Raw genomic sequence first — 13,548 nt, forward strand, 5'->3', positions numbered from 1 at the left:
GACGCTTACCTACTCTTAGGGTGGCGTTCTTTTTTATCTAACTTTAACGAAAGGGTTGAACCACAAGAATGTTTGATGGATTATCATTAGAGACAATAAGCAAAATTCCACCTGCTTTCACTACAATTATAGCCACCTTACTTATACCAGCTGTATTATATAGTGTTAATCAACTTGTAATAGCGGCAACAACTAAGGAAATTGACAAATTGCATTTAAATAAAGCCACACAAGTAAAATTAAATTTTGGAATATAATTTTATTTACACTGTTAAGTGCTATTTTATATCTATTTGCTACTGTGTTTTTTAACTTTGGAGTATATGATAACCTTAATAAAACTTGGAGTAACAGCGAAAAAGTTTGGTACATCGGAGGAACTTTAATTATTAATGTTATTCTATTAGTTGTACTATATTTTCTGTTTTTGTTTTCTCTTCATAAAAACAAGAAGTTTAATATTATTCTTAAGGTTTTAATTTCCCTTCAAATCATAAGTAGTGTAATTATTTTTTCCTATCTCATTACTATTCAAATTTTTAGGAAATGGAATTATGAAATGCTACCTTCCATAAAAACATTCGTTAAATCTTCACTAATCGTTAATGAATCACGTCTTTTTGACAAAAAAAAAAAAAAGCCCCCTAACTCGTTGGCGATCGCACATTGTACGATTCAACTTAAGAATTAGAGAGCTTATATATTGCGGACTTTGACGTCACCGCAAAAGGTTTTCTTAGCGTCCCAGGAGAGATTCGAACTCCCGACCGACGGCTTAGCTTACCACCATAGCTTTCGCTACCAGCAATTACTGTTTGTAGTCTGGACTATATCTTCACCATTTCAGGTGCGACACGTGTAGTCTCTACGGAACCTCACGATGATTTTCATCATACTTCAGAGTCTTTACCATTAAGTTTCACTTAATCATTCAAAACTCCTTAATCTTTTTCAAGATCGTAAGTTTCCTCGGTATTACCATCAGCCGAACTGTTAAGGCTTCACCGATATAGTGTCGTCCACTTTATAGGTTCTTGTTTCCCTATAAAGGCTCCTATTTTTCTTGAAGGCCGTTGCTCTATCCTGCTGAGCTACTGGGACATGGAGCGGGTGAAGAGAATCGAACTCTCGACCAGAGCTTGGAAGGCTCTTGTTTTACCACTAAACTACACCCGCATATGTTATTTTATTTTCTTCGTTAGCGCCGTTGCCCTATCGACAATATTTATTATATGTATAACCATACATAAAGTCAACACCTTTTTTAAAAGAGGATAATTTTTCTTATCCTCTTTTAAAAACTGCTTGTTCAACTAGCTGTCCGTCTAGTGTTTCAAAACGAACTTCCATTTGATTTTCATCCATTTCTAATAAAGCAAATGTCTTTTCTACACGCTGACGCGGTAATAAAATACTGCCTGGATTAATAAATAAAACGCCGTCGATTAATTCCGCACCTAATACGTGAGAGTGTCCGAAGCATGCAACTTGCGCCCCTACCTCTTCAGCACGGTACGCTAATGTTTGTAACGTCATTTTCACGTTATGACGATGTCCGTGCACAACTATGAAACGAACACCATCTACATCCGTTACAATTTCGTCTTGAAAGTTAGCATAATCACAATTCCCTTTTACAACATGGAAACCTTGCAGCTCTTCATGAGCAGGCGTTAGCTCTGAATCACCGCAATGAATCATGATATCTACTTTCCCTTCATACTTCTCTTTTAACTGCTGTAATTCCTTCACAGAGCTATGACTATCGCTTACGATTAAAGCTTTCATCAATCTCTCTCCCTTATTCTCCTAAAAACCATTCAGGGATTTTTTCTTCTAGCTTACGTAGAGCACGTCCGCGGTGACTAATAGCATTTTTCTCATCTGAACTTAGTTCGGCCATCGCTTTTTTATATTCTTCCACATAAAAAATCGGATCATATCCGAAGCCGTTTTCCCCGCGGCGTTGTTCTAAAATAAACCCTTCGCACGTCCCATTTACAATGACAGGCTTTTTATCCCCTTCAGGGAATGCCACTGCTAATGCACAGTAGAAACGAGCTTTACGCTTTTCAAACGCTACGTCATTTAATTCTTGTAAAACTTTATCAATATTTGCTTGATCATCTTTCGGCTCTCCAGCAAAACGTGCTGAATACACACCTGGTTTCCCGTTTAAAGCACCTACAATAAGACCTGAATCATCCGCAATTACAATTGCATTCAATTGTCTACTCAAACTGTCCGCTTTTAAGATTGCATTTTCTTCAAATGTTTCACCAGTTTCTTCGACTTCTTCAATATGAGGAAAATCGTGTAATGATTTCACTTCTAAATCAAATCGCTCAAATAACTCAGCAAATTCACGTACTTTCCCCATATTTTTTGTCGCTACAACAACTTGTTTCATACTTTCCACCTCTACTCTATATGAGATACGATGTCACCTAACGCTTCTTTTTGCATGTCAATCAGTTGGAAAATGCCTTGTTCTGCAGCATCAAGTAATTCATTTAACTGCGCTCTACTAAACGTCGCTTCTTCTCCAGTTCCCTGCACTTCAACGAACTGACCTTTTCCAGTCATAATTACGTTCATATCAACGTCTGCTTTAGAATCTTCTGCATAGTTTAAATCTAAAACAACACCTTGTTCTTCAACAATTCCTACTGACGTTGCTGCTAAATAATCTTTTACTGGAATTTTAGATACTTTTTCTGCTTGTAATAATTTCTCAAACGCTAATACCATTGCTACATATGCACCTGTAATAGAAGCTGTTCTCGTTCCACCATCCGCTTGAATAACATCACAATCAATCCAAACCGTTCTCTCACCAAGCGCTTCTAAGTCAACTACCGCACGTAATGCTCGTCCAATTAAGCGCTGGATTTCCATTGTACGTCCTGTTACTTTCCCTTTACTTGACTCCCTAATTGTACGTTGTTCTGTCGCACGTGGAATCATCGCGTATTCAGCTGTTACCCAGCCCTTTCCTTCTCCACGCATAAAAGGCGGGACACGCTCTTCAATTGTCGCTGAGCAAATTACCTTAGTATCCCCAACCTCAATTAATACTGATCCTTCTGGATGTTTTAAGTAATTCGTATGAATATGTATATGGCGTAATTCTGTTTTCTCTCTACCATCTACTCGCATAACAATAACCTCCTCATAACTACTTGTTAGTATAGCCAAATTTAAATGTATGATATGTATACAATAAAAGAAGGGGAACCCAAAAAGCAATTCCCCTTTCTTACTTAAGTATATCAAATTATTGGCGATTAAAAACTACCTGTATTCACGTTTTCTGGACGATCTACAGGTTTTATTAACTTTCCGCCCTTTTCATCTATAAGATTCGCTTTACCATTTACTTCAATAGAAACGCTTTTCACGCCTTTCTTTTCTGTTAAAGATAAAACTAATGACTTCAATACGTAATTTGAAATCATATTTTTATCTGGGTTTATAAATATATTTTCATTAAAGTTTAATGTAAGATTTCCATCTTGTAATTTCGGATTCGTAATGAGCTTAACTCCTGGATTGAAATCGTTCAGAAGAGATTGATGAATCGGTCCTTTTACAAGTTCATCTACAATTGCTGCATAATCATTTTCTTTTCCTTCTACAACGCGGCGTGTTACTGGTACGTAGTATTGCTGTTTATTATTATTTTGTGCCATAAAATAAAGTGTTACTGGTTTTGTATTTGTTACATCCGCTACTTGCTCATCATCGAAGTTAATACCGTTCGCACGGCTCACCCCTTCACCAAGCGGTGTACCACCAACAGGCATCTTCGCTAATTTTTCACCATTTATTTGGAACTGCACTTGTTTTATTTCTTTAAATTGCGTCAACGTCCATGCAATAGATTCAACGATTTGACGTTCTTCCTCTTTTGCATAGTTTTTCATTTCTTTAGAAAAATCAATGACTGCCGTCCCATCTTTTTTCAAGTTTAGGGTCATCGATGTATTCGCCGGAATGACTGCACGGAACCCATTCGGTAACAAATTCGTTACCGGTCCATCTTTCACAAGGTACTCTAACGTTTGCTGAATAACCTCATTTGCTTTCGGAGTAGGTATAGCTAACGTTTGCGGTACAACATAGCCATTTTTATCAACAAGGTATAGTTCTCTATTCACCGTTTGTCCTTGCTTATCTTTCTTAGATACTTCTTTCTTTCCACCCTCTGTATACGTAACTTGTTTTGGCGGATCAATTTGCTCCGTTGCTTTCTCTTGATTTATAAAGCCACACCCTGTTAGTAAAACAGCGCTCACAGTAGCACCAACAACCCATTTAAAAGTGGATTTAGGCATGCCATTCCCCCCTAAAATCTAAGTTTGTACTATTATGTATACGAGCTGTTTCATGTTTTAGAACAAGCTGTGCTCCCTATAAACAAAAAAACTCCTGATTTCTCAGGAGTTCACTTATATGAATTCTATTATTATTCTTTTTCTAAATAAATATGTTTCACATTTTCAATCGGTTGACCGAACCATTTTGATGCAATTTCTTTAAATAGACCTATTTTCCCTGTTGTTAAGAAGAGATGATCACTTTGTTCCTCTCCCTCATTCAACATTTTACTATGGTATAAAATGGTACTTACTTCACGCGCCGTTTCATCACCAGAACTAATGAGTTGCACTTTATCTCCCATTACTTGTTTAATAACAGGACCTAAAATTGGATAATGTGTACAACCTAAAATAAGCGTATCAATATCAGTGTTTTTCAGCGGTTGCAACGTTTCTCTTACAACTTCATACGCCATTTCACTTTCGAAATTACCGCTCTCTACAAGCTCAACAAAAGGTGGACACGCTAAACTTTCTACCATAACACGATTATTAATAGACTTTAACGCTTCCTCGTATGCACCACTTTTCACCGTTCCAATCGTTCCAATAATCCCAACATGATACGTGTTTGTCATTTTTAAAGCTGTACGTGATCCTGGGTGAATAACTCCTACCACTGGAATTGGTAATTGTTTCTGCATCTCTTCTAATACAACTGCAGTTGCTGTATTACATGCAATAACTAACATTTTGATATTTAAATCTAGTAAATGCTCCGTCATTTCCCACGTAAATTGACGCACTTCTTCTCGAGAACGTGGACCATAAGGGCAACGTGCTGTATCCCCTAAATATATAATGCGCTCTTTCGGCAACTGACGAATTAATTCCTTCGCCACTGTTAAACCGCCAACTCCTGAATCGATAACACCGATTGCTCTATTCAACTTCATCACCCGTTTTCTCATTCATCATCTTATTTTATCATTATATTTTTCACACTTTAAGTTCGCTCACTTAAACTGCTTCTATATGAAAATTTTCATTTGTACCTGTATAGACTAGGACCTTTTTTATTTTGCTCCTTTTTTTCATAATTTGCAAGACAGAAAAATAACCGACCTTCTATATGAAAGTCGGTTTCTTCTATAATAAAGTACATCTTTAATGCTCCATCTTTTTTTGGAAAGAAGACATTCCTATTAATAAGAAGAAATGGGCAGAAATTGACATGACGATTAAAATAAAATTGAAACGATAACTATTTGTAGATTCCATAATTTTGCTCGCAACAGCTGGTCCAAATGCCATACCGAAAAAGTTAATTAAATTATATAAGCCAAGACCGACTCCAACTTTAGCTGCATGTAATGTTTTCGGTATAAATGTGTTCAATGATACTTGAATGGCAGAATAACTCATAAATGTCAAAATAATCGCCAATACAATAACGACTATACTTCCATTCGGAATAAACCCTAAAATTAAAAAGCCAACAATCATAATGACAGACGCTACATAAATCATATTCACATTTCCAAACGAAGGGACAATCTTTCCAGTAATAAAACTAGACACAATACCAAAGAGTGATGCAACAAATAATACAATTCCGATAACAAACGGAGACAATCCGTGCTCTCTTCCTAACAGTAATGGCAACAATAATAAATTAGCACATAACGCCACATTAATTATAAATCCGACTGTTATTAAACGAAGAAATTCTTTGTTCGAAAACAACTCAATATCGATAAATGGATGCTCCGCTTTCTTCATACGAACCGTGAATAAAAATAAAGAAATTATCGATAACACAAATAGCCAACTATTCGTATTGACACCTAATAAAACAGTCGTAATGAATGCAAATAGTAACGCCGCTCCAATGTAATCAAAATGAAAAGCTTCATCCGTGTGCCGTGCTTCTTCTGGCATAAATTTTATAAGCAAGAAAATCCCCACTACTGAAATAACCATAAATAAAAATAAATATGGCCACCCTAGTGTATTTGTAATAGCCCCGCCAACTAAAGGGCCAATACCTACTGCTAATGCAATAGAAGAACTAATCATCGCTAACGCACCAGGCTTCTTATGAGGAACAACTAATTTCGCCACTGCAATCATACTAAGCGCAATAAACGCTGCACCCCCGCTCGCTTGCACTAATCTTGCAAGAATGGTAATCACATAAGATTGATTCATAAATCCAATAATAGAACCCACTACAAATATGATAATCGAAATAATTAATAGTTTTTTTACACTGTAACGATCAGCAAGCTTCCCATATATCATTGAACCAATACCGACAACTAAAGAATAACCTACTACAACCCAACTTACTTTCGATTGACTAATAGATAAATCATGAGCAATATCCTCTAACGCAACATTAAATAAAACCGCATTCATCGGTCCTAATAAAACGATAAAACATAATGTGAAAACAAACCATTTTGAATGAGTACTTATATCTTCCCCCATGTGTAACACCTCTCCTAATTGTAGTAATTGAAAACGAAAAATGAAGTTGTTTAGCTCTTCTATTATCACTAGACAACTTCATCAAATGTATACATTTATCGCGCGACAAATTGAATTCGAAACGAAACATGTACGTTGTTCGATATTCATGGAACTATCATAGTTTCAGCATTACAGTTTGTCAACGAAAAAATATACAAAGTAAACTAATTTAGTGTTTTTAGTTTACTTTGTTCAAAAATTGTTATACACTAATTTCGAATCCGATATAAGGAGGACTGACATGGTTATTCAGATTTGCAATTTTTAACTTAATAAAATAATGAACTTATATATAGAAGAAACATTATAGGAGGATTATGATGAAGAAAAAAATGTTAGTTGTATTAACGAGCGTTGAAAAATATCCAAATTTAAATCGAGCTACTGGCCTTTGGCTTGGTGAGGCTGTTCATTTCGTTAAAAAAGTTGAAGAAACTGGTTACGAAGTAGATTATGTTAGCCCACAAGGTGGTTATACACCGATTGATCCGCATAGTTTAGCAATGGCGGAGAGCATCGATTGGGAATGGTATCAAAAGAAAGAATTTATGAATCGCCTCGGTTCTACACTGAAACCGAGTGAGGTGAATCCGGAAGACTATGCTGTTATTTATTACGCAGGTGGTCACGGTGTGATTTGGGACTTCCCTGAAAATAAAGAACTCCAAATGATTAGCCGTAGCATTTATGAAAATGGCGGAATTGTTTCCTCTGTTTGTCACGGAGCTGCTGGTTTATTTCATATTACATTAAGTAATGGGGAACGTTTAATTAGCGGTAAAAAAGTAACAGGATTCTCAAATGAAGAGGAAAAACTAGCTGAATTAGATCAATTCGTTCCATTTTTAACAGAAGATGAACTTATTAAAAATGGAGGGCTTTACGAAAAAGCCACACAGCCTTGGGAAGCTTTCGCCGTAGAAGATAACCGTGTTATCACTGGTCAAAACCCAGCTTCAGGTAGTCCAGTAGCTGAATTAGTATTACAACACTTAAAAAAGAACATGTAATAAAAAAGCAGATTTTCCATTCATATAGGAAAATCTGCTTTTTTACGAAATCATTTGCAAAATAGCCATAACTTCTTTTTCAATTTCAGAATCATCAATCGCTTCTATATACTCCGGTTTAAACAGTTGATACTTCTTTAGTTGATAAAAATCAAGTATCGCTTTCTTTAACGTAATATCGTACTGAATACAAAAAGAATGATCTATAATACGTCTTAACATCACATCATCTTGCACCATAAATAATTGTGCGTTCATCTTATTAAAGTAGCCTTGTTCCATACCAGCTTCAAAAAACATTTGCAAATTATGATTACGATTTTGTTGTGCAGCGACTAACTGATCAGATAAGTGCGGATATGCCTCTTTCAAATCTTGTAAAAAGACATCAGAAATGTATGTCACACATTTTAAAGAGTGAATAAACGTCTTTTGGAAACGTTCTGCAAAAGACATACTTTCATCTTGATTATCCGCATCCCCTTCAAGAAGGTAGTTCATAAAATCTTCTACCACAGCTTCAATAATCTCATCTTTTGAAGAAAAACGTTTATATAAAGTAGCTTTACTAATATCCATATACTTCGCAATTTCATCTATTTTCAATTGACTAAAACTCGTTTTTCTAATAACGGGCTTTATTTTATTAATATAAGTATTTGCACACGCAACTTTTCTCATTAAAAGAGCCTCCCCTTTTGTCCATACAAAATAGTATAGCAAATTCACGATTAATTATAAATGAAGTCACTATACTCAATACATCTTTTTAGTTTAAGGGGGCATTTATAAGTAACGAGCACTTTTTCTATACTTTATTTACAGCTCTTCTTATAGCTTTCCCTATTTCCATACTAGACTGCGGATTTTGCCCTGTAATTAAACGCCCATCTACTACGACGTGCGGCGTAAAATTTGGAGCAACATAAAACAAAGCCCCTTCTCCTTTCAATTTACTTTCTAACAAAAACGGCACTCGCTTTTCTAAATGTACAGCTTTTTCCTCATCATTTGTATAACCTGTTATATGCTTACCCGCACTAAAAAACGAGCCGTCCTTATTTTTCACACCAACTAAAGAACTTACTCCGTGACACACAGCCGCTACAATTCGGTTGTTGTTGTACATATTCACAATTAAATTTGCAACATATGGATTACCTGGAAAATCTACAATCGCCCCGTGTCCACCACCAAATAAAACTGCATCATAATCCGAAAAATGAACCGTTGAGATCGACTTCGTATTTTGCAATAAAGAAGCGACATGCTTAAATTCACGAGGTATCCCGTTCGGAATAGAAACTCTATCAATCGGCACTCTACCGCCCTGTATCGACACAATATCAACATCGAACTTAGCTTTTTTAAACAAATTATAAGGAGCTGCGAGCTCTTCCAGCCACAAACCAGTCGGGTGTCCATTCATATCATGAGCGCTTGTTGAAACTAACAATACCCTTTTCAACATATCCCCTCCTTACTACCTATTTATGTATGGAGTGTTCTTATCATTCATATAGCAAGCGAAAAAACGAGAACAACTAGCTGACCTTTTTTATAAAAGTCGGCTTATTGTTCTCGTTTGAATTCTTTCATACAAAGATGTTCACAACCTGATAACTTTATCTCCAGCGCCACGCAATCATGTTATACTCCATATGAATAGCAGGTATATCAATCCCTAAATACCGCTGAGCATCCTCCTCAAAAATAGCCCAATTTTCTTCATATAAAAATTCAGGGTCTATGCTTTCAAAATCAAATATACTATCTTCGTCTACCATCTCACGAAAATATTTTTGGAAAGGTTTACTATTCTCGAATAAACGAATTGTTCCATACATCCATGGCATGTATCCAAAAACATCTTTAATTTCACCTATCTCCATACCCTTAAAATACAACTTCATATGTGCACCTTCTTATTTATAAATGACAAAAATACCTATCCTGCATACCTCATCATGTTCTAAAACAGTTATTTTAACATTTCTTCCTGAAACATATCTTCCCTCTCCAAGTCTGAGATACCTTTTTAAATTCAAAATATACGCAAAAAAATAGCCGACTCTTTATATAAGTCGGCTTTCTTTTTATAACTCGAGCTCTCCCATGCGAAGAAGCTCAACAACTGCTTGTGAACGTCCTTTAACCCCTAGCTTTTGCATTGCGTTTGAGATGTGTAGTGATTGCAAACAGAAATCACATTTCTTCCTACTCTTCTCACCAAAAAACCCACATAACAAATTGTGATTTTTTTATTTTATTGAACTATCGAGTCCCGTTATCTAAATAACTTTTCTTTTGCATTAAACCCTATTGCTGAAATAACTATCTTTAAGGGTAAACATAAAGTTATTAATAAAATTCCCAAAATCGACACATGAAATTACGCACTTGAAGTAATCCGTTCCATCAGGTTTGCTGTCTTCAAAAGTGATTTGCAGACTTTCATCAATATGAACTCTCGAATGTGCTAAAGCATTTCTTACCCTTCTACAAATATAATTGCCGTCAGGTCTTCTTTTTCTGCTAGCAATTACATTGAACTTTGATATATCAACAAACGAATAATCCCCATCATTAAAATCTTTTTCTTTTGTGTATACAAATAATAAATAAGATGCCATGAGTAAAACACTAGGGTTAAGTAAATTAATATTCTCATTTTTTTTTAGAAATTCTCTAAGTAATTCATTCACTTTCTTATTCTGATTTTCTGGTTTCAAACATTCTTGTATCCATAATAAACTTATATTACCCTGGACGATTAAGTTCCAATCCGCTAATTTACCTTCTTCATTAATTTGCATAACCAGCCCTCCATTTTCCTAATTTTAAAATTCTAGTTCTAAATATAAGTAGTGCCCTTGTTTCAACAATTCTTATTTTAACTCAAATGTAAATTATGGTAAATTGACTTTTCTTAATTACCCTGCCTGTTACCTCAATAAATCAATATCCAACAATAACAGAACCAAAAAATTAAACAAGTGATGTATCCATATTAATTATTAAATACTGTATCCTTTAATAACTTCATTTGTTTGAGCTACAAAACAACACTCTTCAGGATAGACCAAGATAGAATGATGATAGCTATTCTTGTTAAAAGAATGACTTTTTAGCACGTTCCCATTCTCATGTATAGCCGCGACTATCGTTTCCAAATTATTTGATACTACCCATAGGTAAATGTTCTTATTCGGAATCCATATTACCCTCGATTCAAACGCTTTTGGAAGAGGGCTATACCTCCACAAGACTTCACCTTGATAATTGTAACTTTTTACTTCTGTTTTTGTGACAACCACTAAGCTACTCGATCCCAATGTCATAGATTGAATACTTTCTTGTTCTTTAACTTCAAGGGTTTTCTCTAAATTCATGTTATAGAACGATACCAATCTTGTTCCTATTCGCAATACCAAATTATGTTCCGGTGTTTCATAAGCTTCATAAATAGCCGCCGAAAACTTTAATTCTATTTTACTATTTCGATTTTCCAATTCATATTTTTTCTTGTCTGTTCTTTTTAATCTGAAGTTAGGTAGACTTACATCGTTTAATCCTGCGCCGAACACATTCCGTTTTTCACTTTCGACATCGGATTCAGATATCTTTAGTCTCCACTTTCCTTTGCCGTTGATCTCGAACATACCAGAAACAGACTTCTCCCCTCTATCAGAAGCAAAATGAACAATAGCCCTGTCCTCGGAAATAAAATCTAGATTAAATCCATGAGCATCTACTTTGAATTTATCAAGTTGCTGACCATCTTTTGAATAGGTAACAATATGCCCAGGAAGATAAGTAATTTCCGCTTCTGAAGGTATACTTGTGAACAAAACCTCTCCATCTAAAGATAAAAATAGCGATCACATAGATGAATATATATGGTTTTCCCAAATAATATTTCCACCAAGGTCATAGCACACTAATTTATGACTCAAACGGTCTTTTTCTCTTTGTTTATCAGATAAATTTACCAATTCATTGATTGACTTCCGCGGTCCTTCCTCAACCACATAGACCCTTTGGTTTTTCATGTCAATAACCCGATTACCAAACCACTCTTTTTTATTCTTTATCTCCCATCCCCCCGTAAACTGCTTAGTCGCAGCAATCTCAGGTGCCACCTCACTTTGAACAACAACCTTGTCTACATCCTTAAAGGTTTTAGCCTCAAAATGTTGCCATTGGTGATTTTCAGGAGCTAGCCAAAAATACCCTTGATTATGAACCCCTCCATCAAAAAATACATTTCGACCAAATAAAATGAATAGTTCCATTCCAGGATGCCCTTCTGAACCTGTTATGAGGTTACCGGTATCTTTGTATAGTTCATACAATCTATTATCTTCACATACAACTAAATATTTTTCTTGATTAGGAATCAATTGAATAGTGGAAGCTTGTTTTGGTAACTGTGCTCCATAAATAAATTTCCCATCCCTGTTTAACCAGAAGGTTTCTCCAGATTTAAAAGAGACAACCAATTTATTCTCTATCCAACAGATATACCTACCTTCATTTTTAAATGCATTAATCCATTTGAGCCTCCCACTACTATCCCAGGCAGAAACTCGCCCCTTCTCTTCTAAAATGAACACCATGTCAGTTTTGTAATCATGCGCAAAACCAGCGAATGGCGAATTAAAACTCATTCTCTCAAATCCCATAGTAAATTGAGCTGCTAATTGTTTAGCGGACATACTTATTGCTTCTTCTTCACTTTTTGGCGGTGCAGATAATTCATGTTGAAGCTCTTCTTGTTTCTGTTGTAATTCTTTTTCTTTCAGTTCAGAAATAGCAATTCTCGCTTTCAAATTACCATTATTGTCCAATCGATACAATCTATCCATACTCGAGACAAAAATATCCGTTGAATCTGCTGACACCTCAAGTAAATAAGGCATAAAACTAAGCTCACCAAACATCGTAGAGAATACTTCTTTAAAAGCAATGCCCCATTTTAAATCTCCATTAAAGTCAAAACAATAGAGTTTACCTGGACCGTCATATGTTTCCCGTGTTCCCACTAACCAAAAATCGTTACCTATGGCAAATCTAAAAGGCTGCCATTGAAATTCATATACAATAGCTCGTTGATTCTTATAATGTACAAAAGCAACCTTTTCTTTATCGTGAAGTAGAACACCCATATGATTTACAGCAACAGGATGCATTTTTTCTAATGGCGTTTCTTTTAAATTGATTTGTTGTACTTGCTCTTTAGTAATCATTTCAATAGTTCCTGCCGCTTCGACAACAAGTAAATCTTGATTATGATAAAGATGACGAAATTTCCTACGAGACCTGATTTCAAAATTTATTAATTTAGGATTTTTCTTGGCTACAGAAAAGAACGAATCCCATGTTTGCTTGCTATCCGTTTGTAATAGAATCGTTGATATTGGTCGAATTGTATCCTTATCAATAAAATCGTAATATTTATTTTGTTTAACATTACCTAAATGACGCTCTGAATTCATCATTGGACCATTATTAGACTCCTTAACAGCCGGATTAGAAAATAACTTCTTGATTGTATTGAATATCCCCATAATTATCCCTCTCTGAATAGAATTAATTTATTTTCTCAAAGTATCTCTCTTAACAAATACATTTCTCTAATTAGATACTAACATAAATATATATAACTAAAGCACCCTAAT

The 13,548-nt window shown here is 35.3% G+C and carries 14 protein-coding genes, 1 tRNA gene and 1 pseudogene; 2 read left to right on the plus strand and 14 right to left on the minus strand.

Annotated elements, in window-relative coordinates; genetic code table 11:
* Positions 1-68: 68 nt before the first annotated feature.
* Positions 69-257: a hypothetical protein gene (locus tag PDQ68_RS04305; protein ID WP_016718611.1), complete on the plus strand. Its 189-nt coding sequence runs from the start codon at positions 69-71 to the stop codon at positions 255-257.
* Between the two features lie 845 nt (positions 258-1,102).
* On the opposite strand, the gene PDQ68_RS04310 is transcribed toward PDQ68_RS04305, so the two are convergent.
* The 7 genes from PDQ68_RS04310 to PDQ68_RS04340 form a co-directional block, all read right to left on the minus strand.
* Positions 1,103-1,176: transfer RNA gene (locus tag PDQ68_RS04310), tRNA-Gly, on the minus strand.
* A gap of 108 nt (positions 1,177-1,284) precedes the next feature.
* Positions 1,285-1,788: a metallophosphoesterase gene (locus PDQ68_RS04315; RefSeq protein ID WP_000645499.1), complete on the minus strand. Its 504-nt coding sequence runs from the start codon at positions 1,786-1,788 to the stop codon at positions 1,285-1,287.
* A 13-nt stretch (positions 1,789-1,801) separates the two neighbouring features.
* Positions 1,802-2,410, minus strand: coding sequence for an XTP/dITP diphosphatase (locus PDQ68_RS04320; RefSeq protein ID WP_061184123.1), 609 nt, complete (start codon positions 2,408-2,410; stop codon positions 1,802-1,804).
* 11 nt (positions 2,411-2,421) lie between these two features.
* Positions 2,422-3,159 carry a ribonuclease PH gene (rph, locus tag PDQ68_RS04325; RefSeq protein WP_001261765.1) on the minus strand — a complete coding sequence of 246 codons (738 nt, stop codon included), beginning with the start codon at positions 3,157-3,159 and terminating at the stop codon, positions 2,422-2,424.
* 128 nt (positions 3,160-3,287) lie between these two features.
* Complete coding sequence (gerM, locus tag PDQ68_RS04330) at positions 3,288-4,337, minus strand: spore germination protein GerM (RefSeq protein WP_001126762.1); 1,050 nt, start codon at positions 4,335-4,337, stop codon at positions 3,288-3,290.
* 131 nt (positions 4,338-4,468) lie between these two features.
* Positions 4,469-5,278, minus strand: a complete 810-nt coding sequence (racE, locus tag PDQ68_RS04335; protein ID WP_000773996.1) for a glutamate racemase — start codon at positions 5,276-5,278, stop codon at positions 4,469-4,471.
* Between the two features lie 211 nt (positions 5,279-5,489).
* Complete coding sequence (locus tag PDQ68_RS04340; protein ID WP_061184124.1) at positions 5,490-6,815, minus strand: MFS transporter; 1,326 nt, start codon at positions 6,813-6,815, stop codon at positions 5,490-5,492.
* A 362-nt stretch (positions 6,816-7,177) separates the two neighbouring features.
* Between PDQ68_RS04340 and PDQ68_RS04345 the strand changes: the two genes are divergently transcribed.
* Positions 7,178-7,867 carry a type 1 glutamine amidotransferase domain-containing protein gene (locus PDQ68_RS04345; RefSeq protein WP_061184125.1) on the plus strand — a complete coding sequence of 230 codons (690 nt, stop codon included), beginning with the start codon at positions 7,178-7,180 and terminating at the stop codon, positions 7,865-7,867.
* A 42-nt stretch (positions 7,868-7,909) separates the two neighbouring features.
* Here PDQ68_RS04345 and PDQ68_RS04350 read toward each other — a convergent pair whose 3' ends face one another.
* The 7 genes and pseudogenes from PDQ68_RS04350 to PDQ68_RS04380 form a co-directional block, all read right to left on the minus strand.
* Positions 7,910-8,548 (minus strand): TetR/AcrR family transcriptional regulator, encoded by a 639-nt coding sequence (locus PDQ68_RS04350; protein WP_001233021.1) that lies wholly within the window; start codon positions 8,546-8,548, stop codon positions 7,910-7,912.
* A 127-nt stretch (positions 8,549-8,675) separates the two neighbouring features.
* Positions 8,676-9,338 (minus strand): type 1 glutamine amidotransferase domain-containing protein, encoded by a 663-nt coding sequence (locus PDQ68_RS04355; RefSeq protein ID WP_270786585.1) that lies wholly within the window; start codon positions 9,336-9,338, stop codon positions 8,676-8,678.
* 154 nt (positions 9,339-9,492) lie between these two features.
* Complete coding sequence (locus PDQ68_RS04360) at positions 9,493-9,780, minus strand: hypothetical protein (RefSeq protein WP_061184126.1); 288 nt, start codon at positions 9,778-9,780, stop codon at positions 9,493-9,495.
* Between the two features lie 183 nt (positions 9,781-9,963).
* Positions 9,964-10,053, minus strand: a pseudogene (gene gerE, locus PDQ68_RS04365) (spore germination transcription factor GerE); the annotation flags it as partial.
* 126 nt (positions 10,054-10,179) lie between these two features.
* Positions 10,180-10,683 carry a hypothetical protein gene (locus tag PDQ68_RS04370; RefSeq protein ID WP_088106402.1) on the minus strand — a complete coding sequence of 168 codons (504 nt, stop codon included), beginning with the start codon at positions 10,681-10,683 and terminating at the stop codon, positions 10,180-10,182.
* A gap of 201 nt (positions 10,684-10,884) precedes the next feature.
* Positions 10,885-11,718, minus strand: a complete 834-nt coding sequence (locus PDQ68_RS04375) for a hypothetical protein (RefSeq protein WP_258959474.1) — start codon at positions 11,716-11,718, stop codon at positions 10,885-10,887.
* A 30-nt stretch (positions 11,719-11,748) separates the two neighbouring features.
* A complete protein-coding gene (locus PDQ68_RS04380; protein WP_258959473.1) occupies positions 11,749-13,437 on the minus strand; it encodes a hypothetical protein in 1,689 nt (562 codons plus the stop codon).
* Positions 13,438-13,548: the final 111 nt, after the last annotated feature.

This window comes from Bacillus cereus group sp. Bc010, from assembly GCF_027716745.1.
Taxonomy (GTDB): domain Bacteria; phylum Bacillota; class Bacilli; order Bacillales; family Bacillaceae_G; genus Bacillus_A; species Bacillus_A pacificus.

What these genes read in the sequence shown, in the direction of transcription:
- PDQ68_RS04305 (WP_016718611.1), top strand. Translation starts at nt 69, where the DNA reads ATGTTTGATGGATTATCATTAGAGACAATAAGCAAAATTCCACCTGCT.
- PDQ68_RS04315 (WP_000645499.1), bottom strand. Translation starts at nt 1,788, where the DNA reads ATGAAAGCTTTAATCGTAAGCGATAGTCATAGCTCTGTGAAGGAATTA.
- PDQ68_RS04320 (WP_061184123.1), bottom strand. Translation starts at nt 2,410, where the DNA reads ATGAAACAAGTTGTTGTAGCGACAAAAAATATGGGGAAAGTACGTGAA.
- rph (WP_001261765.1), bottom strand. Translation starts at nt 3,159, where the DNA reads ATGCGAGTAGATGGTAGAGAGAAAACAGAATTACGCCATATACATATT.
- gerM (WP_001126762.1), bottom strand. Translation starts at nt 4,337, where the DNA reads ATGCCTAAATCCACTTTTAAATGGGTTGTTGGTGCTACTGTGAGCGCT.
- racE (WP_000773996.1), bottom strand. Translation starts at nt 5,278, where the DNA reads ATGAAGTTGAATAGAGCAATCGGTGTTATCGATTCAGGAGTTGGCGGT.
- PDQ68_RS04340 (WP_061184124.1), bottom strand. Translation starts at nt 6,815, where the DNA reads ATGGGGGAAGATATAAGTACTCATTCAAAATGGTTTGTTTTCACATTA.
- PDQ68_RS04345 (WP_061184125.1), top strand. Translation starts at nt 7,178, where the DNA reads ATGAAGAAAAAAATGTTAGTTGTATTAACGAGCGTTGAAAAATATCCA.
- PDQ68_RS04350 (WP_001233021.1), bottom strand. Translation starts at nt 8,548, where the DNA reads ATGAGAAAAGTTGCGTGTGCAAATACTTATATTAATAAAATAAAGCCC.
- PDQ68_RS04355 (WP_270786585.1), bottom strand. Translation starts at nt 9,338, where the DNA reads ATGTTGAAAAGGGTATTGTTAGTTTCAACAAGCGCTCATGATATGAAT.
- PDQ68_RS04360 (WP_061184126.1), bottom strand. Translation starts at nt 9,780, where the DNA reads ATGAAGTTGTATTTTAAGGGTATGGAGATAGGTGAAATTAAAGATGTT.
- PDQ68_RS04370 (WP_088106402.1), bottom strand. Translation starts at nt 10,683, where the DNA reads ATGCAAATTAATGAAGAAGGTAAATTAGCGGATTGGAACTTAATCGTC.
- PDQ68_RS04380 (WP_258959473.1), bottom strand. Translation starts at nt 13,437, where the DNA reads ATGGGGATATTCAATACAATCAAGAAGTTATTTTCTAATCCGGCTGTT.